The sequence below is a fragment of the Mucilaginibacter psychrotolerans genome (assembly GCF_004519315.1).
Lineage (GTDB): Bacteria > Bacteroidota > Bacteroidia > Sphingobacteriales > Sphingobacteriaceae > Mucilaginibacter > Mucilaginibacter psychrotolerans.
On the sequence record NZ_SOZE01000018.1, the window covers coordinates 33,283 to 55,054 of the forward strand.

General features: G+C 45.0%; 25 protein-coding genes. 7 read left to right on the top strand and 18 right to left on the bottom strand.

Annotated elements, in window-relative coordinates:
* Nucleotides 1-47: 47 nt before the first annotated feature.
* The 11 genes from E2R66_RS17070 to E2R66_RS17115 all read right to left on the bottom strand — a co-directional run bounded on the left by E2R66_RS17070 (nt 48) and on the right by E2R66_RS17115 (nt 8,893).
* The gene (locus E2R66_RS17070; protein WP_133232836.1) at nt 48-905 is read right to left on the bottom strand and encodes a hydroxymethylglutaryl-CoA lyase; all 858 of its coding nucleotides are present in this window, start codon (nt 903-905) and stop codon (nt 48-50) included.
* Nucleotides 905-2,218: an NAD(P)/FAD-dependent oxidoreductase gene (locus tag E2R66_RS17075; RefSeq protein WP_133232834.1), complete on the bottom strand. Its 1,314-nt coding sequence runs from the start codon at nt 2,216-2,218 to the stop codon at nt 905-907. The genes E2R66_RS17070 and E2R66_RS17075 overlap by 1 nt, the downstream gene beginning before the upstream one ends.
* Before the next feature lie 302 nt (nt 2,219-2,520).
* A complete protein-coding gene (gene secDF, locus E2R66_RS17080; RefSeq protein WP_133232832.1) occupies nt 2,521-5,496 on the bottom strand; it encodes a protein translocase subunit SecDF in 2,976 nt (991 codons plus the stop codon).
* Between the two features lie 114 nt (nt 5,497-5,610).
* Complete coding sequence (locus E2R66_RS17085; protein WP_133232830.1) at nt 5,611-6,093, bottom strand: dihydrofolate reductase; 483 nt, start codon at nt 6,091-6,093, stop codon at nt 5,611-5,613.
* Complete coding sequence (locus E2R66_RS28390; RefSeq protein WP_158288434.1) at nt 6,090-6,263, bottom strand: hypothetical protein; 174 nt, start codon at nt 6,261-6,263, stop codon at nt 6,090-6,092. The genes E2R66_RS17085 and E2R66_RS28390 overlap by 4 nt, the downstream gene beginning before the upstream one ends.
* An 8-nt stretch (nt 6,264-6,271) precedes the next feature.
* Nucleotides 6,272-6,607: a hypothetical protein gene (locus tag E2R66_RS17090; protein ID WP_133232828.1), complete on the bottom strand. Its 336-nt coding sequence runs from the start codon at nt 6,605-6,607 to the stop codon at nt 6,272-6,274.
* Nucleotides 6,597-6,818, bottom strand: a complete 222-nt coding sequence (locus tag E2R66_RS17095; protein ID WP_134737943.1) for a hypothetical protein — start codon at nt 6,816-6,818, stop codon at nt 6,597-6,599. Before E2R66_RS17095 ends, E2R66_RS17090 begins: the two co-directional genes overlap by 11 nt.
* 150 nt (nt 6,819-6,968) lie before the next feature.
* Nucleotides 6,969-7,349, bottom strand: coding sequence for a type II toxin-antitoxin system death-on-curing family toxin (locus E2R66_RS17100; protein WP_133232824.1), 381 nt, complete (start codon nt 7,347-7,349; stop codon nt 6,969-6,971).
* The gene (locus E2R66_RS17105) at nt 7,346-7,546 is read right to left on the bottom strand and encodes a hypothetical protein (protein ID WP_133232822.1); all 201 of its coding nucleotides are present in this window, start codon (nt 7,544-7,546) and stop codon (nt 7,346-7,348) included. The genes E2R66_RS17100 and E2R66_RS17105 overlap by 4 nt, the downstream gene beginning before the upstream one ends.
* A 25-nt stretch (nt 7,547-7,571) precedes the next feature.
* Nucleotides 7,572-8,393 (bottom strand): thymidylate synthase, encoded by an 822-nt coding sequence (locus E2R66_RS17110; protein WP_133232820.1) that lies wholly within the window; start codon nt 8,391-8,393, stop codon nt 7,572-7,574.
* 125 nt (nt 8,394-8,518) lie between these two features.
* Complete coding sequence (locus E2R66_RS17115) at nt 8,519-8,893, bottom strand: four helix bundle protein (RefSeq protein ID WP_133232818.1); 375 nt, start codon at nt 8,891-8,893, stop codon at nt 8,519-8,521.
* Nucleotides 8,894-9,020: 127 nt separating this feature from the next.
* On the opposite strand from E2R66_RS17115, the gene ispE reads away from it, so the two are divergent.
* Nucleotides 9,021-9,827 (top strand): 4-(cytidine 5'-diphospho)-2-C-methyl-D-erythritol kinase, encoded by an 807-nt coding sequence (ispE, locus tag E2R66_RS17120; RefSeq protein ID WP_133232816.1) that lies wholly within the window; start codon nt 9,021-9,023, stop codon nt 9,825-9,827.
* 91 nt (nt 9,828-9,918) lie between these two features.
* On the opposite strand, the gene E2R66_RS17125 is transcribed toward ispE, so the two are convergent.
* The 5 genes from E2R66_RS17125 to E2R66_RS17145 form a co-directional block, all read right to left on the bottom strand.
* On the bottom strand, nt 9,919-10,197 hold the full coding sequence (locus E2R66_RS17125) for a hypothetical protein (protein ID WP_133232814.1): 279 nt from the start codon (nt 10,195-10,197) through the stop codon (nt 9,919-9,921).
* 880 nt (nt 10,198-11,077) lie between these two features.
* A complete protein-coding gene (locus E2R66_RS17130; RefSeq protein WP_133232812.1) occupies nt 11,078-11,980 on the bottom strand; it encodes a DMT family transporter in 903 nt (300 codons plus the stop codon).
* Entirely contained in the window at nt 11,981-13,096 is a 1,116-nt protein-coding gene (locus E2R66_RS17135; protein WP_133232810.1) for an LptF/LptG family permease, read from the bottom strand.
* Nucleotides 13,097-14,227 (bottom strand): tRNA guanosine(34) transglycosylase Tgt, encoded by a 1,131-nt coding sequence (gene tgt, locus E2R66_RS17140; protein WP_133232808.1) that lies wholly within the window; start codon nt 14,225-14,227, stop codon nt 13,097-13,099. It lies immediately after the preceding gene.
* Nucleotides 14,228-14,271: 44 nt separating this feature from the next.
* Entirely contained in the window at nt 14,272-15,708 is a 1,437-nt protein-coding gene (locus E2R66_RS17145) for a DUF1593 domain-containing protein (RefSeq protein WP_133232806.1), read from the bottom strand.
* A gap of 165 nt (nt 15,709-15,873) precedes the next feature.
* Here E2R66_RS17145 and E2R66_RS17150 point away from each other — a divergent pair, with 165 nt between their 5' ends.
* The 6 genes from E2R66_RS17150 (at nt 15,874) to rsmG (ending at nt 19,505) form a co-directional block, all read left to right on the top strand.
* Nucleotides 15,874-16,323 carry a DUF6934 family protein gene (locus tag E2R66_RS17150; RefSeq protein ID WP_133232804.1) on the top strand — a complete coding sequence of 150 codons (450 nt, stop codon included), beginning with the start codon at nt 15,874-15,876 and terminating at the stop codon, nt 16,321-16,323.
* Nucleotides 16,324-16,350: 27 nt separating this feature from the next.
* A complete protein-coding gene (locus tag E2R66_RS28395; protein ID WP_158288435.1) occupies nt 16,351-16,512 on the top strand; it encodes a hypothetical protein in 162 nt (53 codons plus the stop codon).
* Between the two features lie 78 nt (nt 16,513-16,590).
* Nucleotides 16,591-16,821 carry a hypothetical protein gene (locus tag E2R66_RS17155; protein WP_133232802.1) on the top strand — a complete coding sequence of 77 codons (231 nt, stop codon included), beginning with the start codon at nt 16,591-16,593 and terminating at the stop codon, nt 16,819-16,821.
* Nucleotides 16,822-17,174: 353 nt separating this feature from the next.
* Nucleotides 17,175-18,293, top strand: coding sequence for a glycosyltransferase (locus tag E2R66_RS17160; protein ID WP_133232800.1), 1,119 nt, complete (start codon nt 17,175-17,177; stop codon nt 18,291-18,293).
* Nucleotides 18,284-18,889, top strand: a complete 606-nt coding sequence (locus tag E2R66_RS17165) for an RNA polymerase sigma factor (RefSeq protein WP_133232798.1) — start codon at nt 18,284-18,286, stop codon at nt 18,887-18,889. Before E2R66_RS17160 ends, E2R66_RS17165 begins: the two co-directional genes overlap by 10 nt.
* Nucleotides 18,879-19,505, top strand: coding sequence for a 16S rRNA (guanine(527)-N(7))-methyltransferase RsmG (gene rsmG, locus E2R66_RS17170; protein WP_133232796.1), 627 nt, complete (start codon nt 18,879-18,881; stop codon nt 19,503-19,505). Before E2R66_RS17165 ends, rsmG begins: the two co-directional genes overlap by 11 nt.
* On the opposite strand, the gene E2R66_RS17175 is transcribed toward rsmG, so the two are convergent.
* Nucleotides 19,506-21,236 (bottom strand): M56 family metallopeptidase, encoded by a 1,731-nt coding sequence (locus tag E2R66_RS17175; RefSeq protein WP_133232794.1) that lies wholly within the window; start codon nt 21,234-21,236, stop codon nt 19,506-19,508. It lies immediately after the preceding gene.
* Nucleotides 21,233-21,610, bottom strand: a complete 378-nt coding sequence (locus E2R66_RS17180; protein ID WP_133232792.1) for a BlaI/MecI/CopY family transcriptional regulator — start codon at nt 21,608-21,610, stop codon at nt 21,233-21,235. The genes E2R66_RS17175 and E2R66_RS17180 overlap by 4 nt, the downstream gene beginning before the upstream one ends.
* Between the last annotated feature and the right edge of the window lie 162 nt (nt 21,611-21,772).

Genomic DNA, 21,772 nt, shown 5'->3' on the forward strand with positions numbered 1-21,772 from the left:
CCCACCACGAGATACGCTTCGCTGATCTCGCGGTAGCTCAATAATAATTATAAAAAGATGTTCCCGGAATATTCCATCGCTTCGCCCAGTTTATCTAAATCGAGCCCTAAATCGCTGTTTTGATGCAGCAGGTAGGCGATGAGGTTTTCGGTAGCAATATTGCCGGTAAGCTCATCTTTGGCCATGGGGCAGCCGCCATAGCCTTTTAGAGCGGCATCGAAACGGGTGCAGCCGGCTTCGTAGGCTGCGGCTACCTTTTCCTGCCAGGTATCAGGGGTAGAGTGCAGATGCAGTCCGAAACTAGTAATAGGCGAGAGGTTTACCAAAGCGGGGTAAAGCGTGCTGATCTGCTCCGGCGTGGCAATGCCGATGGTATCCGACAGGGCAACATACCCGATGCCCTCATCAATCATCTTTTGCGCCCAGAGCTGTACAATTTCGGTGTTCCATTCATCCCCATACGGGTTACCAAAGCCCATGGATAGGTAAATGAGCAGCGATTTATCTTTGGCAAGGCATAGCTCGTTGATGCGTTTTACATTATCGAAAGCCTGCGCAATGGTGGTATTGGTGTTGCGTAACTGAAAAGTTTCTGATATAGAAAAGGGGTAGCCCAGGAAGGTAATTTCTTCGTGCGCCGCAGCTTCTTCCGCACCGCGATAGTTAGCGATGATAGCCAGTAACCTGGAGCGCGTGCTGCTCATATCCAGTTTGCTTAATAGCGCTGCCGTATCGCGCATTTGCGGGATAGCCTTCGGCGATACAAAGCTGCCGAAATCGATGGTATCAAAACCTACCTGTAAAAGCAGGTTGATATAGGCCGCTTTTACATCAGTCGGCACAAAATCGTGCAGACCCTGCATGGCATCGCGGGGGCATTCGGTAATTCTTATCTGATCAGCCATTAGTCTATTTTTGAAACCTGTACATCCTTCTGTGCCAGTTGTTCCGGCTCGAATTTACGGATAATGAGCCTGCTGCCGCCGTTGTTGTTCATGTAGCTGGCCACCCAGTTGATGAATACGATAACCCTGTTACGGCCGCCCATTAATGATATCAGGTGGATGAACATCCACACCAGCCAGGCAAAAAATCCCTGGAAACGTATTTTGCCCAAATCGGCAATCGCTTTATTCCGGCCAATGGTAGCCAGCGAACCTTTATCGAAATACTTGAAAGGCTCGGGCTGCTCGCCGCGGACCAGGCGATTGATGTTTTTGCCGGTAAGCTGGCCCATTTGTATGGCCACCTGTGCCACGCCCGGATGTCCTTTTGGCGTATCGTCGGTAATCATGGCAGCCACATCGCCAATAGCGAAGATATTGCTGCTGCCTACCATGCGGCAAATGTTATCTACTTTGATGCGGTTGCCGCGTTCTATAGCTTCCTTGTTCACACCGCCCGGCACTACGCCCGCCACCCCTGCACTCCAGATCACATTTTTGGTGCGGATGCTTTTGCCGCCTTCGAATTTTATCTCGTTGCCGTCGTAGCTTTCTACCTTTACATTGAGCAACACCTCAACGCCCATTTTGGTGAGGAAGCCTTCGGCAGCTTTAGAGCCTTGATCTGAGAAGGGGCCAAGCACCTTCGGCAGAAAATCTACCAGGTACACCTTCATCTCGTCTTTAGAAAGCTCTGGGTAATCTTTATGCAGTACGTGGTTGCGCAACTCGGCCAGCGCCCCAGCAAGCTCTACACCGGTAGGACCGGCACCCACCAGCACGAAGGACAGGTAAGGCGCGCGCTCTTCTTTAGAGGGCTTTAAAATGGCTTCTTCCAGGTTCTGCAACACCATATAGCGCAGATTAAGCGCCTCGGGTATCGATTTCATGGGCATGGCGTACTTTTCAATATCCTTGTTGCCAAAGAAATTGGTGGTAGAGCCAGTGGCTATCACCAGGTAATCGTAGGGAAAAGGGCCGATATCGGTTTGTACGATATTCTTTTCTGTATCGATATTACTCACCTCGGCAATGCGGAACCGCAGATTTTTTTGCCCCTCGAAGTTCTTACGGAGCGAGAAACCAATCGATTCGGCCTCCAGTCCCCCTGTTGCCACCTGGTAAAGTAATGGCTGAAACGTATGGTAATTATGTTTATCCAGCAGTATAACTTCTACCGGCTTATCTGCAAGCTGTTTGGCAACCTGTATGCCGCCAAAGCCGCCGCCAATGATAACTACTGTTGGGAATTTTGAAAGATTGTTGGTATTCATATTGAAGTATTTAGCCCCCTCTAAATCTCCCCCGGCAGGGGAGACTTTTTTATTAAACTAAGAATTTAAATCTATCCAATTTAATCAGCCCTCTAAATCCTGCCTACCCGGCAGGCAGGCTCCCCTCCACAGGAGTCCTTTGGACCAGTAGGGGAGACTTTCTAAAGCCCCTCTCTACCGGAGAGGGGTTTGGGGTGAGGCTGCCCTCCCTTCCGGGGAGGGTTGGGTGGGGCTGCTTTTTGTTAAACAAAAAAGGCTCCAAATGTTCTTTGGAGCCTTTAATTATAATGTCATATTATATATTATCTGAGGTCTTTTTTTCCAAAGTCGATGATAACCGGCGTTGCTACGCAAATTGACGAGTAAGTACCGAAAAGTACCCCGATCAATAAGGCGAACGAGAAACCACGTAACACATCGCCACCGAACAGGAACAAGATGATCAGAATCAGCACCACGGTGAATGCAGTGATAATGGTACGGCTTAACGTGTTGTTGATCGCATGGTTGATCACCTCTTTCGGATCATCGGTTTTTGCATGGTGCAAGTTTAAGAACTCGCGGATACGGTCGAACACCACCACGGTATCGTTAATAGAGTAACCGATTACGGTGAGCAGCGCCGCAATAAACGCCTGGTCGATATCTAATGAGAACGGTAATATATCTTTAAACAACGAGAAGAAAGATAATACCATCGCAGCATCGTGTGCGGTAGCAATCATCGCCCCAAGGCTAAACTGCCATTTGCGGAACCTGATCAATATATAAGCCGATATGACCAGGATGGCAATAATGATGGTCCATTTTGCCGAAGATTTTAACTCGTTGGCAACGGTGGCTTCCACTTTTTGGTGGCTTAAAATATCTTTTGAAGTGATAGTAGTAACCGGGTTTACTTTTAAAGCATTGATCAAAGCGTTCGCTACTTTTTCGTCTGCGTCAGGTGCCGTATCGTTAATCAGGTAGTTGGTCGTGATGCTGATCTTATCGGCACCATAGGTTTTTACCTCAGAACCAAAGCCCAATGCTTTATCCAGTTCCTGGTGAATCTCATCGGTTGTTGCTGCTTTGTTAGGGAACTGCACCAGGTAGGTACGGCCACCACCAAAGTCAACACCGTAGTTAAAGCCACGGGTTACCATAGATACCAAACCGGCAGCAATGAACAAGCCCGAGAAGATATAGAATTTGAAACGATTCTTAACGAAACCGTAGTTAGCGTTTTTAAAGGTATGTGAACTCCATGGGTTTGAGAATTTGATATCCCAGCCTTTTTCCAGCATGAATTCAAATATCAACCTCGAGATCAATAAAGAGCAGAACAAGGTAGTAACGATACCGATCATCAACGTAGTTGCGAAACCCTGTATTGGGCCCGAACCGAAGATGAATAAGATGATACCTGTTAAGAAAGTACTGATGTTGGCATCAAGGATAGAAGGTAAGGCATGTTTAAAACCATCTGCAACCGCAATGCGGATAGATTTGCCTAAACCGAGTTCTTCACGCACACGTTCGTAAACCAATACGTTGGCATCAACGGCAACACCTAATATCAGGATGATACCTGCTATACCCGGCAGCGTTAATACTGCACGTATGCTTACCAAAACACCCAGCAGGAAGAATACGTTAACCAGTACGGCTATTACCGCAACAGTACCTGCACGGTTGTAGTAGGCTATCATGAAGATGAGGATAACCACTAAACCCAGGATACATGATAATAAACCGGCGCTGATAGCTTCCTGGCCTAAAGAGGGGCCTACCACTTCGCCGCCAACAATGCGGGCAGGTGCAAGTAAACGACCAGCCTTTAAAACGTTGGCCAAATCTTTGGTATCATCTTGTGTAAAGCTGCTACCCGAGATAGAAGATACACCGCCAGAAATTTCGTTCTGCACACCTGGTGCAGAGTAAACGTTATCATCCAATACAATGGCGATAGACCTTTTGCTAACAGCTGCTGCTGCGGTGATGGTTTTCCAGGCATGGGCACCTTGCGAGTTCATGTACATGGTAACCTCGTAGCCGCCTTTTTGCTGATCGATATCGCTTTTGGCATCGGTGATCACATCGCCCGATAATACGGCGCCGTTTTGTGCACCGGCAAGTTTAATAGCATACAGGTCAAACTGTTTTTTGTCGTTCGACTTAACACCCCAAAGCAATTTCAGGTTTGTTGGCAATTTGCTTTTAACATCAGCACTGCGCAGGTAGCTGTTTACCTTGGCGGTATCTGTTTTGTAAGCCAAACCAACAACCGGGCCCGGTACAGGTTGTATTTGCCCTTGTTGACTTTGGTAATAAGCAGGGCTTAAAACACTGAACAATGGGTTTTGAGCAGCCAGCTGGCTTTTGCTTAAGTTAGCAGCGGTATCGGCTTTTACGCTTTTTTTCAATTTTGCCAATAAAGAGTTGGCAGAGTCTTTCGCAGACAGTGGCGCTTTGGTGCCTGTCTTTGTTTTGGCTGTATCAGCCTTTGCAGTATCGGTAGTCGCTTTGTTTTTTGCAGCCAACATGGTGTTGATGTTGCTTAACAAGCCGGCAACTTCTGTATTGTCATAAGTTTCGTAAAACTCCAGTTTGGCAGTACCCGATAAAAGCTTGTTAACACGATCCGGTTCTTTAACGCCCGGCAGTTCTATCAAAATACGGTTGGTGCTTTTTTGCAACTGGATATTTGGCTGCGTAACGCCAAACTGATCTACACGACGGTGCAATACGGTGTACGATTGCTGCACGGCGGCAGAAGCCTGGTCTTTCAGGTAAGCTTCAACCTGGCTGTTTGTTGAATTGAACTTCACTTTGTCCTGGTTGCTGCTGTTTGCAAAAATGGCAGCCAGCTTTCCGTTGGGAGCGCGTTTTTCGTAAGCATCAACAAAAAGGGTAATGTAGTCCTTGTTGGTTTTTTCAACAACATCTTTTTCAGCATCGGCCATTGCCTGTACAAAGGCGGGGTCGGTGTTGTTGTTAGATAGAGTTTGAACCAACTCACGCAACGAAATTTGCATGGTTACGCTCATACCGCCTTTTAAATCGAGGCCGAGGGCCAATTCTCTGTCAAGGCAGTATTGGTAGGTGTGCCCAATGAGCGGATACACCGGTTGAGTAGCCATGGAATCTAAATAGGCTGTTTCCTTTTTAGGATCGCCATTGGAATGAACCTTGGCATCGTTCTCAACTTTATGGGCCACCCACGTAAATGAAAGCTGGTACAAGCACACAACAGCCAGCAGAATGGCGAAAAATTTAATAACCCCTTTACCTTGCATCGCGAATTTATATGTAATTAATTAGTTTATAAGCTTTTTAAAAATAGACGGCAAATCTAATAAAATTTCGCAAGCATGAAATTTTTAATTGAAACAAAATAACAGCAGGTTTTGTTACCGGCGATCGAGCTGGATGAACGAATAAGGCAGCGGATTTTTCTCGTCGGGTGCAAAATCTTCGCGGCTTGTTTGCTGCCAATCCGCATCATCAATTTGCGGGAAGAAAGTATCTGCATCGAAAGCCTGGTGCACTATGGTGAGATAGATGCGGTTGGTGATGGGCATAGCCTGCCGGTAAATTTCAGCGCCGCCAACAATCATCACTTCTTCTTCGGGCCCGCAAAGCGCCAGACCTTCCTCAATGGATTTCACCACCTCGCAGCCGGATATCTCGATGTCCTGACGGGTAACCACGATGTTCCTGCGCCTGGGCAGCGGCTTACCCACCGAATCGAAAGTCTTTCGCCCCATGATCACGGTACGCCCGGTAGTAACGTCGCGGAAGTGTTTAAGGTCATTTGGCAGGTGCCAAAGCAGTTGATTGTTTTTGCCGATGGCGTAATTTTCGGCAATCGCTACGATGATAGAGATGATCATTCGGCAAGCCGTTTAAAAACCTCGTAGTCTTCTTTTATTGTCTCCTCAAAAAACTCACGGGGCCTGGCTCGTTCTATTTTATTTATATAATCTAAAATCTCGTGCAAGCGGTTTTCAGGTAGCTTATCAATAGGAGCGTGTATTTCTTTCCGTAATTCGTCAGCAGTCATGTTCGTATTTATAAATCGAAGCCTTCAGCTTTTAAGTTTTTTAAAATAGTTTTCTCGTCAATCGAGGAATGTTCGCTTTTGTCATAGATATCCGCTAAAAGCACTTGCTCATTTTTATGAATGACACAGGTTATTACACGTGCGACTCCAGATTTACCCCTTCCCTTGCTAGTGATCTTTAATCTAATCTTAAAGAGATTATTACCGAGGGATATACCCGTATCGGGGCTATCGGTCAATTCGACGATTAAGTTTTGAATATCTTGTTTAAGGGAAGGGTATTTTTTCGCTAATGGTTTTATTTCCCGTAGAAACATGTCGCTATACAGAATCTCATAACTCATTGAACAACTCAGCTATTGGATAAGTTTTTAGTTTACCTTGTTCAAATAATTTGGCATCAGCGAGTATTTGTTTAAAACGAAGTTTCAACTCAGCTTCCTCCAGCCGTTTTTTTAATTCCTCTTGCTGCTTATTTAAAGCATCCCATTCCTTCAAGGGAACCAGAACACTCGTTTTTTCGCCTTTGGCGTTTGTTAAAAATTGCACGCTCATAATATCAAACTTACGCAATCCTAAATTAAACCGCAACAATCCCTTTTTATTGATTTATGAAATCCGGAAGCTCAACTTCTGTTCCACCAAAATTTAAATTTGTTTTGCCGATGGTGTGGTTTTCGGCAATGGCTACGACGATGGAGATTGTCATTGGACTTTTATTGAATGTGCAGCAATCCAATCTTTTATTTGATCGAAATGGATTTCGCCCATACTGGCAGCAATTGCCATGTCATATTTTTCTTTTTGAGACGCGACCATCGTTATGTTTTCAATGCGCACCGTAAGGCGAAGCAAAAGATAAGCTATTCGCTTATTTCCATCGATAAAAGGGTGGTTAATGATTAAGCTCTCGAATATCGCAGCGGCTTTATCCACAGCAGTTGGATAAAGGTCTTGCTGGTCGAATGTCATATAGGGACGTGCCAACGCTGCTTCTAAACCTGCAATATCCCTGATGCCTTTACTTCCTCCGAATTGGTCAATTAAGCCGTTGTGATAAACCTCGACTTCCTGTAAATCTATCATTGTGCAAGCTTCCTGAACACTTCTTCGTCTTCGGCAATAATTTCTTTTACATATTCAGCCCGTTTTGCTCGCTCTGCAATTTTATTGCTGATATCTTGTATGTATCCCAAAGCTTCCTGTAGTACACTCTCTGGTGCGCTTTCCGGAATTTGCTTTACAGCTTTTTCTATCTCTTCTTTTAATTCAGCGGTACTCATAATTTCAAATTTACGCAATCCAGTCTTAAACCGCAACAATTCCTTTGATGTGCGGATGCGGTTCGTAATTCTCCAAGGTGAAATCCTCAAACTTAAAGCCAAAAATATCTTTCACATCCGGATTGATTTTCATGGTGGGCAGGGGCTTTGGTTCACGGCTTAGTTGCAGGCGGACTTGCTCCAGATGGTTGTTATAAATGTGGGCATCGCCAAAGGTGTGGATGAAGTCGCCGTACTCCAGGTCGCATACCTGGGCCATCATCATCGTAAGCAGGGCGTAGGAAGCGATGTTGAAAGGCACGCCCAAAAATATATCGGCACTGCGCTGGTAAAGCTGGCAGGAGAGTTTTCCTTTTGTTTCGCCCTTGGCAGCATCTGCCGGCTGCACATAAAACTGGAACAGGCAATGGCAGGGTGGGAGAGCCATCTGGTTAACATCCGCCACGTTCCAGGCCGATACCATGATGCGGCGCGAATCGGGATTGTTCCTGAGGGTATTCACCACCTGGGTAATCTGGTCAATGTGGCCGCCATCTGGCGTGGGCCAGCTGCGCCATTGGTAGCCGTAAACCGGACCGAGGTTGCCATCGGCATCGGCCCACTCATCCCAAATGCGCACGCCGTTATCTTTCAGGTATTGGATATTGGTGTCTCCGCTCAAAAACCATATTAGCTCGTGGATGATGGATTTGAGGTGGAGTTTTTTGGTGGTCACCATCGGGAAGCCTTCCTGCAGGTTAAAACGCATCTGGTAGCCAAATACGCTGAGGGTGCCGGTGCCGGTACGGTCGTGCTTTTGCGCGCCGGTATCCATCACGTGCTGCATTAGGTCGAGGTATTGTTTCATGGTTGTTATAAAAGTTAGAGAGGTTAGAAAAGTTAAAGAAGTTAGAAAAGTTGGAGGAGTTAGAAATGTTAGAAAACTTCATTAGCCGTTTTCACAAATCAACACTTCGCGTACTTTTCATTGATCTACCCTTTGCTCTGGTCTAGCCTGGTTTTTAAATAAGCAATATATCCGTTTAAGAGCCGGAAACAGTTTTCGTAACTGGTCCGTAGCTCGTTTAATTTTTCGGTGGTGATAATGTTTTCGTCGTTAGCGCAAATGAGGTGGTCTAGGGTTTCGTTTAGCGAGCCGCGGGCATTTCTGCAAAATTTAAGGTTGTCGGCATAATGGAATCGCCCATGCCCCTCTGCAATATTGGCAGTAACGGATCTGGAGCATCTTGCTAATTGGTCTATCAGTAGATACTTTTCTTCGCGCGGGAATGTCTTCAAAGTTTCGCGGATTGCAATTCGGTATAGGCGGCAATGTTTCCAAACCTCCAAATCTTCAAAACTGTTCATGCGCTATCAACTTTTTTAACTTCTCCAACCTTTTTAACGTTTCCAACTATTCTGCAACAAAGAAAAATAATCTAATTTTGGTATCCTACCGATGTGCAAAAATACACCGGTTGTTAATCAAATCCTGATGATCGTATTTCCGAACGCAAAGATAAACATAGGCCTCAATATTACCGAACGTCGGCCCGACGGCTACCACAACCTGGAGACCGTTTTTTACCCCATCAAAATTAACGACGTGCTGGAGGTGATAGAAGCCGACGAGCTCGGCTTTGAGTCGTCCGGAATCGAGATTCCCGGTGATGATGCCGACAACCTTTGCATCAAAGGCTACCATTTGCTGAAGAAGGATTTCCCGAAATTGCCGCCGGTAAAAATCCACCTGCACAAAAATATTCCGATAGGTGCCGGGCTGGGCGGCGGCTCAAGCGATGCCGCGTTTTTCATCAAGCTGATGAACGAGAAATTTGGGCTGGGACTATCTGCAGATGCCATGATGGATTACGCCCGGGTACTGGGTGCCGACTGCGCTTTCTTCATCGAAGCCAAGCCCGTTTTCGCTTTCGACAAAGGCGACGAGTTTGAAAGCGTGAAATTAGACCTCTCGGCGTACAGAATTGTTTTGGTGATGCCAGATGCCCATGTCTCCACCGCGGAGGCCTACAGGGGCGTAAAACCGGCCCCGGTGAAAGAATCTCTTTACGAACTCATACAAGCCCCCATCGAAACCTGGAAGAGAAATATCAAGAACGATTTCGAAGTGCACATCTTCCGCGATCATCCGGCCATCCGCGGGGTGAAGGCTGAGCTTTACGAACGGGGGGCGTTGTACGCCGCCATGAGCGGGAGTGGGGCATCGGTCTTTGGCATATTCGATACCCTGCCCGACCTGAGCGCTATGGAAGCCGAAAACCAGGTTTTTTATGATGTTTAGGGTTTACCAGGCAGTTCAAAGAATACCACAGAAAAGCACCGATTTTTCTCCGGTTTTCCCGGGTAAAATGAGGTGTTTTTTGCTGTAAACTTCAATCGATATAATCCCTGTCCTCGTCACTTAGTGTACGGGGTTTGGGTCTGTCGTCTTCATCTTCATCGTAGCTGGTGTGGTTATATTTACTGCGACCGGGCCTGCCAACCAGGTAGCCCAAAATAAAGGTGGCTACGCCAACGATCAGCATCATGGTAATTTTAGAGATGTACATCGTAGAGAACAAAACCGTGAACTGAACCTTATCCAGGTTTTGCATAAAAATAATGGTCAGCAAAATTGCAATGATGAGTACGACGATGGTTTTTATGCTCATGGCTTGGCTTTGTTTATGGTTGCCACAAGATGCGATTTTTTTAACCGGTTTTAAAATCGGTTTTTAAGAGACCTGAAATCTTACCCGAAAGCACGATGGCAGCGCGGCCAAAATCCCGGTACTTATCGCTGCGCTTTTATTGACTCCCACAACGTACAAAAAGTGCTATCCATTTACCTCGTCTGATTTTTGCCTCGCACCTAACCTGGCCATGGCTCCATTGTTTCCCGGATATTTTAAAGGAGCGGCTACTTTAAAAACAGCACCTAATTACTGACGTTTTTTACTGCTGATTTCCCGCCGGAAAAGCGCTGTTCGTATATGCGGGCAGTACCTCGCCGATTTTTAGTTGACGCTCAATTTTCTGCTCAATACACTTACATGAACAGTTCTGTCAAAAACGCGCGTGTGTATTTTTAAGTTATATAACACCTTCTATAATTCTCATTATTAGTATAATGAATTCATATTTTATAAGGTTCGTTAATGTGTACTAATATTTTTAGTATTCTGAATTTTTAAAAGTTTATGTTATTTGAATTTTTGATTTAGTTAATTTATATAAATAACTGATTTTAAGTAGAGTGATTTTTTGGAAATTTTCATTATTTAAAAAATAAGAATGTTTTTTATGTATGTAGTATGGGTGTTAAGCGTATTTCAGTCTTCTTTGCTGAAGTTTTTGTTCAGTACACTATCAAAAAAGTAGATTTTGCGCGTGTGGAAATTAATAAGGCTGCGACGAGCAATTCCTCGTCGGGAAATTTGGATGCCTTAGAAGGGCTAAAAATGGCTTATTTGCAGAGGCGTATTTAGCCCCTACCCCAGGTTACGTTGGGATGATTAGATGAAAAAACGGAAGAAAACAAAGGCTTAAAAATTACCTGCCGCGGCGTTTTATTACGTGCTTTTGGGCGAGGGGATAAAGAAAAATAGTGGAAAGGATAATGACCGCACCAATCCAAAAACCGGGTGTTACCCGGTTCCTGTCGCCCAAAAAAAGGAAGGCCATAATGATGCCGTAAACGGGTTCCAGATTGGTGATGAGCGCCACCCGGAAGGCCGAAAGTTCGCGCATTACCGATACCCCTGCCACGTAAGCCAGCGATGTACACACCGTACCCAGCAGTACGAGGTAGCCGATATCGGATAATTTGGGTATGCTGAAATTGGCGAAGCTGCCGGTTACCAGCAGGTAAATAGTTATCCATACGAAGGCCCCCGTAAGCTCGTAGAATGCGATAACAGGTGCCTCGTAGGTCTTCACAAACCGCGAATTGATAATGGCGAAGAGGGCTGCCAATACCGCGCTGGCAAGGCCTGCTATGATGCCCTTAGTGTATTGTGTTTCGAATTTAAAAATCAAAACAATGCCGACGATGATCAAAAACCCTGCTACGATTTCCATTTTGGAGATGCGCGTTTTGTTGATGATCGGCTCAAAAATTGCCGTGAAAAGTGTGATAGAAGAGAGGCAAACCAGCGTAACCGGCACGGTAGAAAGTTTGATGGAAGCGAAGAAAAGTATCCAATGCCCACCCACCAAAGCGCCGGTAAAGGCCATTTTTACCAGTGTTTTTCGGAGGATTTTCGGTGTTTTTCTTTGAAAAATAAGGTAAAAAAACAGCGAAATTGCTGCAATTCCAACCCTGTACCACACCAAAGTTACCGCGGATATAGTGATAAGTTGGCCCAGTATGCCGGTAAATCCCCATACAAAAACGGTCAGATGAAGGATGATGAGGTTTTTACTAAGGGCTGGGTTGGTGGTTTTTTCGGGCATTTATTTGGGTGCTTTCAGTATCAATACTGTGCCCAATATACCAAAAACTATGTTAGGAATCAGTACCGCAATCAAGGGTTCATAACCACCTTTAACGGCAAAAACGAGTGCGAAACGGTTCACTACGATGTACACAAAGCAGATGAAAATGCCTATCCCCAGGGGTAGTCCTACGCCACCGCGCACCTTGCGCGAGGAGATAGCAACGGCAATTACACATAGCACGAAAGAAGAAAAAGGCTCTACAAAGCGGCGGTATTTTTCAAACTGCATATCAATTAAAGCACCCGTGCCGCGCTGCTTTTCTTTCTCTATAAGGGTGTTCAAAACCTTTAAACTCATGCCTCCATACACGTTGCTGTTCACGTTATCGTGCACCTCAAAATCTATTGGGCGCATGTCTAAAACGGTGTCGATTGGCGGGCCGTTCGAGATGAATTTTTCCTTTAAACCGTTCACATAACGTATAGATGGGCTGATAATATTCCACCTGGTTTTCACCGTATCAAACTGTATACTGGGTGCAGTTAGCCTCATTTTTAGCTCGTCGCCATCAAATTTTTCCAGCATAAACTGGTAGCCAATATGCACCTGGGGGTCGTAAGATTGCAGGAAAACGAAGGTGTTTTTGTCTAGCTGGATGTGTACTTCGCTCTTGGTTGGGTCGTCGCCGATGAAGAAATATTTGCTTTCGAAATCAACTTTTAGCTTATTGGTGAAGGGGATTATGAAGATATTGGCCAGTATAGATACCGTAAAAATGACCGTTGCCGACAGTATATAGGGCCGCATGAAACGGTAAAAACTGGCCTTACTGGTGAGGATCGGTACGATCTCTGTTTGGTTGGCCATCTTCGCCGTAAAGAAAATAACCGCCAAAAAATTGATCAGCGGAGATAGCATCATCATATAATACGGCACAAAACCGGCGTAGTATTTAAACACGATATCGCTTAAAGTAGCGTTTTTTCCCAGGAAATTATCCAGGTGTTCTGACACGTCGAACACGATGGAAATAGCCATAAAAATGCCCAGGGTGAATATAAACGTGCCCAGGTATTTCTTGATGATATACCAATCGATGGTTTTTAAGTACCGGTCTAAAAACTTCCTCATTTATAAGCGTTGGCCTAAGCGGCTCACCATTATTTTCTTCCAGTGGTAAAACTCCCCGCTGATGATTTTATTGCGCGCCTCGGTTACCAGCCACAGGTAAAAATGCAGGTTGTGCAGGGTGGCTATCTGCGCGCCAAGCATCTCTCCGGAGTGTATCAGGTGGCGCAAATAGGCCTTGGTATATTGCGTATCGGCATACAAATCGCTATCCGCTTCTATGGGCGAAAAGTCGTTTTCCCACTTTTTATTACGCATATTCAGGATGCCATTTTTGGTAAAAAGCATGCCGTTGCGGGCGTTTCGGGTAGGCATAACGCAGTCGAACATGTCAATTCCAAGCGCGATATTCTCTAAAATATTCACCGGCGTACCCACGCCCATCAGGTAACGAGGCTTGCTTTGGGGCAATATATCGCATACAATTTCCGTCATGGCGTACATTTCTTCGGCCGGTTCGCCTACAGATAAACCGCCTATTGCATTGCCTTCGCGCTCAAAAGAAGCGATAACTTCGGCCGACCGCACACGCAAATCCTTATACACAGAGCCCTGTACAATGGGGAACAAAGTTTGGTTATAATCGTACTTTGGTTGGGTGTTATCGAACCGGTCGCAGCAGCGTTTTAGCCAGCGATGCGTCATTTCTATGGAGCGTTTTGCGTAGTTATAATCGCATGGATAGGGGGTGCATTCGTCGAAAGCCATGATGATATCCGCACCAATTACGCGCTGTATATCCATCACATTTTCGGGTGTAAACAGGTGTTTTGAGCCATCCACATGCGAACGGAAGGTAACGCCTTCTTCTTTTATTTTGCGAACATCCGTAAGCGAATACACCTGGTAGCCGCCGCTATCGGTTAAAATAGGGCCTTCCCAACCGTTGAATTTATGCAGGCCGCCTGCACTTTCTATAATATCCAGGCCCGGCCGCAGGTATAAATGATAGGTGTTTCCTAATATGATCTGGGCCTTTATATCGTTCTTAAGTTCGCGCTGGTGTACCGCTTTTACCGTACCGGCGGTACCCACCGGCATAAAAATAGGCGTTTGTATTACACCATGGTCGGTAACCAGTTCGCCCGCGCGGGCTTTAGATAGGGGGTCTTGAGCTGTTAAAGTAAATTCCATTAATCCCGCAAAATTAGTGATTTAGGTTGAAAGCGACGTAAGCCTTAACGTGGTTTAATCGTCAGGAATACGCGTTTGTAGCGCGACAATGCGGGCTTCCCCTTATCGGTTACTTTCAGGATAAATTGGGTTGTTCCCGTTGTTTTTACCTCGGGTGCTAACAGAAAAATTTTATATAAATTTTCTGCCACGAGGATTTTTACCGGTGTTTTTAGCGTACCAGTTTCTGCGTACTGAAACCATAAATAGCTTAGGTTATCGCCATCCGGATCGGTTGTGCCGCTTGCATCGAGCGAAAAAATTTCGCCGGCTGTTACTGTAATAGCCATTGAATGCCCTACTGCAGGCACCGGCGGGTGGTTGGCACCACGGTAAGGCTTGGTTGTCCAATCCATCCGGGCCGCAAAATCGTTCTGATAATCATCGCGCCAGCGCCAAATGGTTGCCCAGTTATCATGAAAAGATACCGTATCATTGCGCACAGCACGGCCATAATTGTTAAAAAGTACGGGTGTATAACTATCCGCAGCATTCGTAAAAATGGGCCTTGTTTCGGATTCTATCGGTACGCCACCGGTAAAACCTTTTGCATCAAAATCGGCCAGGTTAGGCTTATAAAGTTCGTAACGGCCGCCCCATCCACCCCATTCCGGATGGTTTGGAACGTTCAGCCCGTTTGGTATCAGCGATAGCCATGATGGCGTATCGCCCTCCATTGTATAGGCAACATCGGGATAAAGTGCACCCAACGGCCCCTTGCTTTGTTGGATATTATCGGCTATCCATCTATTGCTAATCGTTTCGTTATTTGCGCCGTCCACCGCCTTGCTCATGGCCAGCCAGGTGGCTTTTCCGTATCCGCCGGGGGTAAGGATATAGAACAATTCGGGGAAGTTATTCCGAATCCAAATACCGCTATCGTCCTGATCAGAGATGGTGTAAACGCGCAGTTTGGCAACCATTTTCTTCATGGTTGCCACGTCGTTAGAATTTTTAAGCGTATATAATGCCTGCGCCAAAGTGTTGGCACCGCCCCATACCGAGATCCATAATGGGCGAGGATCGTTTTGTTTCAGTTCTCTTATTATCCAATCAGAGCCCGCAGAATTTTTCCCGGCGCCGGTAGCATTTAAACCATAGCCGGGTTGCCCTTTTTTTACCAGCATACTTAATTTTTGCGCATCGGGGTAAGCCGGGTCGTGCTTCCGCAGGTTTGGCAATACCTTATTATATACACTAATTATTTTTTGGATAGATTCGGGCACTATCCACGTTTTTTGATGGACTGATGTAGTGGCAATTAAGCCCTTTATATCAATATCATTACTATATAATAATAGCCTGATGAGGCTTTGCGTGTCGTCGGCATCAGCCTCAATGTCCGTTAGTATAATTACACGGTTTTTTGGAGCGTGCTGTGCGTTGGCAACAGTAATAACAAAAAGACACAGCAGCGTTAGTACAGTTTTAAACGGATTCATAAAACAGAAATCGGCGGTTAATTGGTTGTTTACGCTAATGTAGTTATTTTAGATGATAGGGGTATATTGAAGATGAATTTGCAATTTGGGGGAGATGAAGGGGCGGGTGTATGATACAGAAAAAACATTAAGTTTGGGATGTCAACCTACAGCATTACATAATTAATGAATTTAGAAAGATATCCTTACTACGCAACCGACGACGCTCAAGAGTACACTTTTTACAGTGAAGGCCCGAGAGGGTTGATAAGGAAGGTTGTTAAATTTGTTAAAGCTCGGGATAATCCTATTATTTATAATTTGGGTTTCGGTGACGTAGATGCGTTGACGGGCATAATCGACGATTTAGCAATAACGGATAATAAGGATAGAGACAGGATTTTGGCAACAGTTGCCACAACAATCAATGAGTTTTGTGATCATCATGGTAACCATTACATCTATGCCGAAGGGAATACGCCGGCGAAAACGAGACTGTATCAAATGAGCATAGGACGCATGTTAAACGATATTAAGCCTGGTTTTGAGGTATACGGGTTTAGAGACGACGGCTTTGAAAGTTTTCAATTGAATGTTAACTATGAGGCATTTCTTGTGAAAAGGAAAGAAAAATAGTAAATTTGATATAGTAAATTTAAAGTCATGCCAGAAACAAAAAAGGTGCCTTACGAGAAAGGATTTGGTAAACCAGTAGCAATTATTGGTGAGAGTAGCTTTGATAATGATCCATTTTTTATTGAAAAGCTTGAGAAAGCCAAAAAGCGGCTTGCCAATGTCACTTTTCCCATTCAGGTAAAAAAGTAAAATTAGCTAATAGCTGCTTTATAAACTTGGCAAACTGAAATTACCCTAGTTCCCATTTATTGAGGGTGGGTAAAAGCGTTGGAAGCTAAAAAAAATGAAATTCCTTACGCATTAAAGAAATGTTATCGAAATCGCACTGTCTCGGAAATAAATATGGAATTACGGAAAGCTAGTCATAATGGTGTTATAAGTGATAAAGTAAAAGATAGGAGTAATGACCCCTACTTTGTTAAGAAAGCAGAACAGGCTAAAGAATTTATACGCAAAAATGGTTTGAAAGGATTGCCCGAGGAGTATCTAAAAAAGTAATGCCTTGCTTTATGTCCGAAGTAAAAAAAGTAAATACTATAATTGGATTTGGCGAACCTATTATAGATAATACCATGAAGACTCACGAAAATGACCCTGTTTTTATCGAACAGGCAGAGCGCGCCAAACAATTCCTTCGCCTACACCCCATACCTGATTGGATGCTGAAAAAGCACGAAAACAAATAACAGAAACGGCACCTGATATTAGGGGCCGTTTCCGTTTCAGGCAGTTGTAGCCGTAAGCTTGCCTATAATCTACACAAAAAACCTTTAAAAAACAAACCTTTCAACCTTAAAACATTCCAACGTTTCAACCTTTTTTAGCACTTTTGCACCTTATTATTAAGGGGTTTGGAAGCTTATATTCAAGAGGCGTTATTCGTTCTATTTCAGCTATGTTTTATTATTCAGCTGTATTACTTAGTAGGTAATCATACCAAGTTATATGGTTATACGCCTTCGCAGGCTTTGCCGGATGTTAGTATCCCGGTTTCTGTTATCATCAGCGCCCGTAACGAAGCCAAAAACCTGGCCGCAAACCTGCCTTATATACTACAGCAAACCTATCCCGATTATGAGGTGGTGGTGGTGAACGATTGCTCTTATGATGGGTCGGACGTGGTGCTGGAAGATATCCAACGCGAGTTTGCGCACCTTAAAATCGTGACCATTACCGAGCACGACCGTTACAAAACCGGCAAAAAATTTGCCCTTACGCTGGGGATTAAAGCCGCCAAAAACGAGCACCTTTTATTTACCGATGCCGATTGCAAGCCTGCTACACTACACTGGATAACCCGGATGGCCGCCAGGTTTGAGGGACAAACCCAACTGGTTTTGGGCTATTCACCATACTTGCGGGGGCGTAGTTTCCTCAATGCTTTCGTTCGTTTCGAAACCGTTAAAACCGCCATCAACTACCTTTCGGCTGCGCTTCGCGGCGACCCATATATGGGCATAGGGCGTAATTTGGCTTATACCAAAACCTTGTTTTTTGGCTCAAAAGGCTTCGCATCGCATATGCATATCCTCAGCGGCGACGATGATTTGTTCGTAAACCAAAACGCCTCAGCCGAGAATACGGTAATAGAAATACACCCCGATGCCTTTACCTATACCGAAGCCAAAACCACTTTAGGCAGTTGGTTTAAGCAAAAAAAACGCCATATGGGGGTAGGTAAAGAGTATAAGAACAGGCACCGCCAAATGCTGAGTATTGATGCCGTCAGCGGATTTTTATTTTACGTGTTATTTGCGCTTTGCCTGGTATTTAAGTTCGAGCCGCTGCTGGCCGGGGGCGTATTAGCCTTTAGGATGATTTTGCAATTCATTATTTATAGCAGGATTTTTAAGAAGCTGGATGTCGGGGATATACTTTGGGTATTGCCTTTTTTTGATGCGATTTACTACCTTTACTTAAACGTATTTGGATTGATAGGTACTTTTATAAAAACCACCAGATGGAAGTAAACGCAAATTTTACCGAGAACGCGAAGAACGACTTTTACCTGGTGGTGAAAGCCCGCGAGGGGAGCCAAAAGGCCTATGCCGATCTGATGCACCGTTACAAAGATTCCATTTATTTTATGGTGCTGAAGATGGTAAACAACAAGGAAGATGCGATGGACCTCACCGTGGAAACCTTTGCCAAAGCCTTCGAAAAACTGGAAAAGTACCAGCCCGAATACGCTTTTAGTACCTGGCTTTTCCGCGTGGCTACCAATAACTGTATCGATTTTATCCGCAAAAAGAAGCTCAATACGCAATCCATTCACGGTATGCTGGATGAAGATGGCGACGAAAAGCCGCTGCAGATAAAGGCGGATGTTCTCAATCCCGAAGAAACATCCATTAAAAAACAGCAAACCGAGGAGCTGAAATTGCTGATAGAAAGCTTGCCACTGCGATACCGTAACCTGATAACGCTGCGCTATTTCGACGAATTATCGTACGAGGAGATTGCCCAGCACCTGGATTTGCCCCTGGGTACCGTTAAGGCACAATTATTCAGAGCCCGGTTCTTACTGGGCAATATCATCAACAAGCACAATAAGGATGACATCTGATCTGATCCTGAAGTATTTCCCCGATATTACGCCTGTTCAGCAGGAACAGTTTGCCCGCCTGCAAGAACTTTACACCTTTTGGAACAACCAAATCAACGTGATATCGCGTAAGGATATTGATTTACTTTACGAGCGCCACGTGCTGCATTCCCTGGGTATAGCCAAAGTAATGCCCTTTATGCCTGGCGAAACGGTGCTTGATGTAGGCACCGGCGGTGGCTTCCCCGGCATTCCTTTAGCCATACTTTTCCCCGAAACAAGCTTTCATCTGGTTGATTCTATCGGCAAAAAAATAAAGGTAGTTAATGAGGTTGCGGCAGCTTTAGGGCTGAAAAATGTAAGAGGAACCCACGCAAGGGCCGAAGAAATAAAGGAGAAATTTGATTTTGTGGTATCGCGTGCGGTTACGCAATTGAAAGATTTTTACCCATGGGTAAAAGGCAAGTTCATCAAATCTACTACCAATAAACTGGCCAGCGGGATACTCTATTTAAAAGGGGGGGACCTAACACAAGAAATTGCCGAGTCGGGTTTAGCCGTTCAGCAATTCTACCTCAAGGATTATTTTGAGGAGGATTTTTTTGATACCAAGCAGGTTATCTACGTAAAAGGGTAATTACGGTTTCCGGGTTGCCGGGCTATCTATTTTAATATCCAGCTTAAGTACCGGTGCGGTTTTTACATTAACTTTTTTCAAATTTAGTGTAGTTACAGGTTTAACTTTCGGCTTTATGCTGATTTGCGTGTTGGTAACAACTACCGGAGAATCGATCACGATGTTATAATTGCGTGCATATGATACCACTACAGGTTTAACTCTTTTTGTTTTTCTAGGTTTGTCGTGAGTTATCCTGTAATTCCTTACTGTGTCTATCGTTTTACTCGGGGGACTGGGTGGGGAAGTGGGTTCATCTATCACTATCACAGGTGGCGGCGGCGGTGGGGTGCCTGCATTGCTCAATGCTAATTTTGGCGCTTTTTTGGGTTTAGCGGGTGCAGGCGGCGGCGGGGGTGGGGTGCCTGCTTCGCTCAATGCTGATTTTGACGCTTTTTTGGGTTTAACGGGCGCAGGCGGCGGCGGTGGTGGGGTGCCTGCTTTGCTCAATGCTAATTTTGCCGCTTTTTTTGGTTTAGCGGGTGCAGGTGGCGGCGGTGGGGGTAATTTACGGGTGGTATCGCTTTTGGCATCACTAGCTGCAGAAACCGGCATTAGTGTTTGGCTATCTACATCAATTACCTCTACTGTAAAATTCACGGTTTTTTTGATGTAATCGAGTTCGGTAGGGGTAACACTCTTGGCAAAAAACACCTTTTTAACCCCCTTGTGGGTAAATGAAAGGTTATCGGAGTAGGCTGTGAAATCCCTAACCTTATCTACCGTTTTAAAATACTTAATGGTTTTGGTTATGGGCTCGTCTATGCGGATTTCGGCTTGCACGGGTTTTGTAGGTGCGAGGTCGATGAACGCATAATTTTTACTAAACACGAGGGTTGATGCGCACAGCATCCCTACACAGAGGGGGACTGCGGCCAGGTACTTTAGCCTTGCTAAGTTGCCTGATCGTTTTTGATTTAACATGATGATTCGCTTTTTTAGGAGATTATAATTGAAAAAAGAATGTGCTATGGGCGAGCCTTGTATGCCGTAGGCATTATTGAGCAAAAAGGCAGAGTAGGTTAGTGCATCACGCTCTTGTGCGGCAGTTTGCTCATCGGCAATGTACTCGTGCAGGGTGCGCAGGCTACGTTGCAGCAGGTATATAAAGGGATTAAACCAGCTGACCACTTTAAGCAGCTCCACAAACATAATATCTGCCGAGTGCCGTTGGCGGATATGTACCAGTTCGTGCGCTATAATGGTATCTGCCTGGGGCACTTCGGTACCAATAAAAAGGTAATTGAAGAACGAAAACGCCGTATTATCGCCCTTAAGCTGTATCAGTTTATACTTATCTGCATAGCGAGATTTGCTCTTGCGCGTAAGCAGCGACAGGCGATACAGGCGGTAACCCAACACGATTAGTGTTACAGCCGCACCTATGATGTAGGCATAAAACAGTACATCCGGCATGGTTATTTGCGCAACGGGTTCATCTATCGTTATCTCGGGCAAGTGGCTACCGTTCACTGCGGGTGGGGTGTAAGCAACCGGCTGCAAGGTTATTTGCTCCACCGGTTTAAGCATGCTGAGTTGTGTAACCGGCAATACGAACGATACCACGCAGCTAAACAGCAGGTAAGCGCGGCCCAGCACATAATGGGTTTCGTTGTTCAGGAACAAGCAATAGCACAAATAAAATACCCCCAGGTAAATATTTGCTTCAACAAGGTAGTGCAGCCAGTTCATTGTTTTTTGTTTTTAAGGTTGTTCAATAGTTCGGTCAGCTCATCCAGTTCTTTCAGACCCAGGTTCTTTTCATCCGCAATGAACGATACCAGGCTCTTGTACGAATCGCTGAAGTAGTTTTTCATCAGCTTATCGAAGGTGAATTTCTTGTAATCGTCTTCGCTCACGATAGGGAAGTACACATGCGAGTTGCCGTAGGCCTTATGGTCGATAAAACCTTTGCCCTCCAGCACCCTTACCACGGTAGATACGGTGTTGTAAGCGGGCTTAGGTTCGGGTATGCGTTCGATGATATCTTTTACGATGGCTTCGTTCAACTGCCACAGTATCTGCATGATCTGCTCTTCGGCTTTGGTGAGTTCTTTTACTTTCATAGCAAACTATTTTTATAGTTAGGCTAAGGTAAAACTATTTTTATAGTTTGCAAACTATTTTTGTAGTTTTTTGAAGTTTTATTTCACGTAAAGGCGCTAAGACGCAAAGAAAGCTACAATGCTATAGGTAACTGATATTTTTACATTAATACGATTGAATGG

Excerpts from the sequence above, each read along its gene's own strand:
- E2R66_RS17070 (WP_133232836.1), bottom strand. The coding sequence starts at position 905 with ATGGCTGATCAGATAAGAATTACCGAATGCCCCCGCGATGCCATGCAG.
- E2R66_RS17075 (WP_133232834.1), bottom strand. The coding sequence starts at position 2,218 with ATGAATACCAACAATCTTTCAAAATTCCCAACAGTAGTTATCATTGGC.
- secDF (WP_133232832.1), bottom strand. The coding sequence starts at position 5,496 with ATGCAAGGTAAAGGGGTTATTAAATTTTTCGCCATTCTGCTGGCTGTT.
- E2R66_RS17085 (WP_133232830.1), bottom strand. The coding sequence starts at position 6,093 with ATGATCATCTCTATCATCGTAGCGATTGCCGAAAATTACGCCATCGGC.
- E2R66_RS28390 (WP_158288434.1), bottom strand. The coding sequence starts at position 6,263 with ATGACTGCTGACGAATTACGGAAAGAAATACACGCTCCTATTGATAAG.
- E2R66_RS17090 (WP_133232828.1), bottom strand. The coding sequence starts at position 6,607 with ATGAGTTATGAGATTCTGTATAGCGACATGTTTCTACGGGAAATAAAA.
- E2R66_RS17095 (WP_134737943.1), bottom strand. The coding sequence starts at position 6,818 with ATGAGCGTGCAATTTTTAACAAACGCCAAAGGCGAAAAAACGAGTGTT.
- E2R66_RS17100 (WP_133232824.1), bottom strand. The coding sequence starts at position 7,349 with ATGATAGATTTACAGGAAGTCGAGGTTTATCACAACGGCTTAATTGAC.
- E2R66_RS17105 (WP_133232822.1), bottom strand. The coding sequence starts at position 7,546 with ATGAGTACCGCTGAATTAAAAGAAGAGATAGAAAAAGCTGTAAAGCAA.
- E2R66_RS17110 (WP_133232820.1), bottom strand. The coding sequence starts at position 8,393 with ATGAAACAATACCTCGACCTAATGCAGCACGTGATGGATACCGGCGCG.
- E2R66_RS17115 (WP_133232818.1), bottom strand. The coding sequence starts at position 8,893 with ATGAACAGTTTTGAAGATTTGGAGGTTTGGAAACATTGCCGCCTATAC.
- ispE (WP_133232816.1), top strand. The coding sequence starts at position 9,021 with ATGATCGTATTTCCGAACGCAAAGATAAACATAGGCCTCAATATTACC.
- E2R66_RS17125 (WP_133232814.1), bottom strand. The coding sequence starts at position 10,197 with ATGAGCATAAAAACCATCGTCGTACTCATCATTGCAATTTTGCTGACC.
- E2R66_RS17130 (WP_133232812.1), bottom strand. The coding sequence starts at position 11,980 with ATGCCCGAAAAAACCACCAACCCAGCCCTTAGTAAAAACCTCATCATC.
- E2R66_RS17135 (WP_133232810.1), bottom strand. The coding sequence starts at position 13,096 with ATGAGGAAGTTTTTAGACCGGTACTTAAAAACCATCGATTGGTATATC.
- tgt (WP_133232808.1), bottom strand. The coding sequence starts at position 14,227 with ATGGAATTTACTTTAACAGCTCAAGACCCCCTATCTAAAGCCCGCGCG.
- E2R66_RS17145 (WP_133232806.1), bottom strand. The coding sequence starts at position 15,708 with ATGAATCCGTTTAAAACTGTACTAACGCTGCTGTGTCTTTTTGTTATT.
- E2R66_RS17150 (WP_133232804.1), top strand. The coding sequence starts at position 15,874 with ATGAATTTAGAAAGATATCCTTACTACGCAACCGACGACGCTCAAGAG.
- E2R66_RS28395 (WP_158288435.1), top strand. The coding sequence starts at position 16,351 with ATGCCAGAAACAAAAAAGGTGCCTTACGAGAAAGGATTTGGTAAACCA.
- E2R66_RS17165 (WP_133232798.1), top strand. The coding sequence starts at position 18,284 with ATGGAAGTAAACGCAAATTTTACCGAGAACGCGAAGAACGACTTTTAC.
- rsmG (WP_133232796.1), top strand. The coding sequence starts at position 18,879 with ATGACATCTGATCTGATCCTGAAGTATTTCCCCGATATTACGCCTGTT.
- E2R66_RS17175 (WP_133232794.1), bottom strand. The coding sequence starts at position 21,236 with ATGAACTGGCTGCACTACCTTGTTGAAGCAAATATTTACCTGGGGGTA.
- E2R66_RS17180 (WP_133232792.1), bottom strand. The coding sequence starts at position 21,610 with ATGAAAGTAAAAGAACTCACCAAAGCCGAAGAGCAGATCATGCAGATA.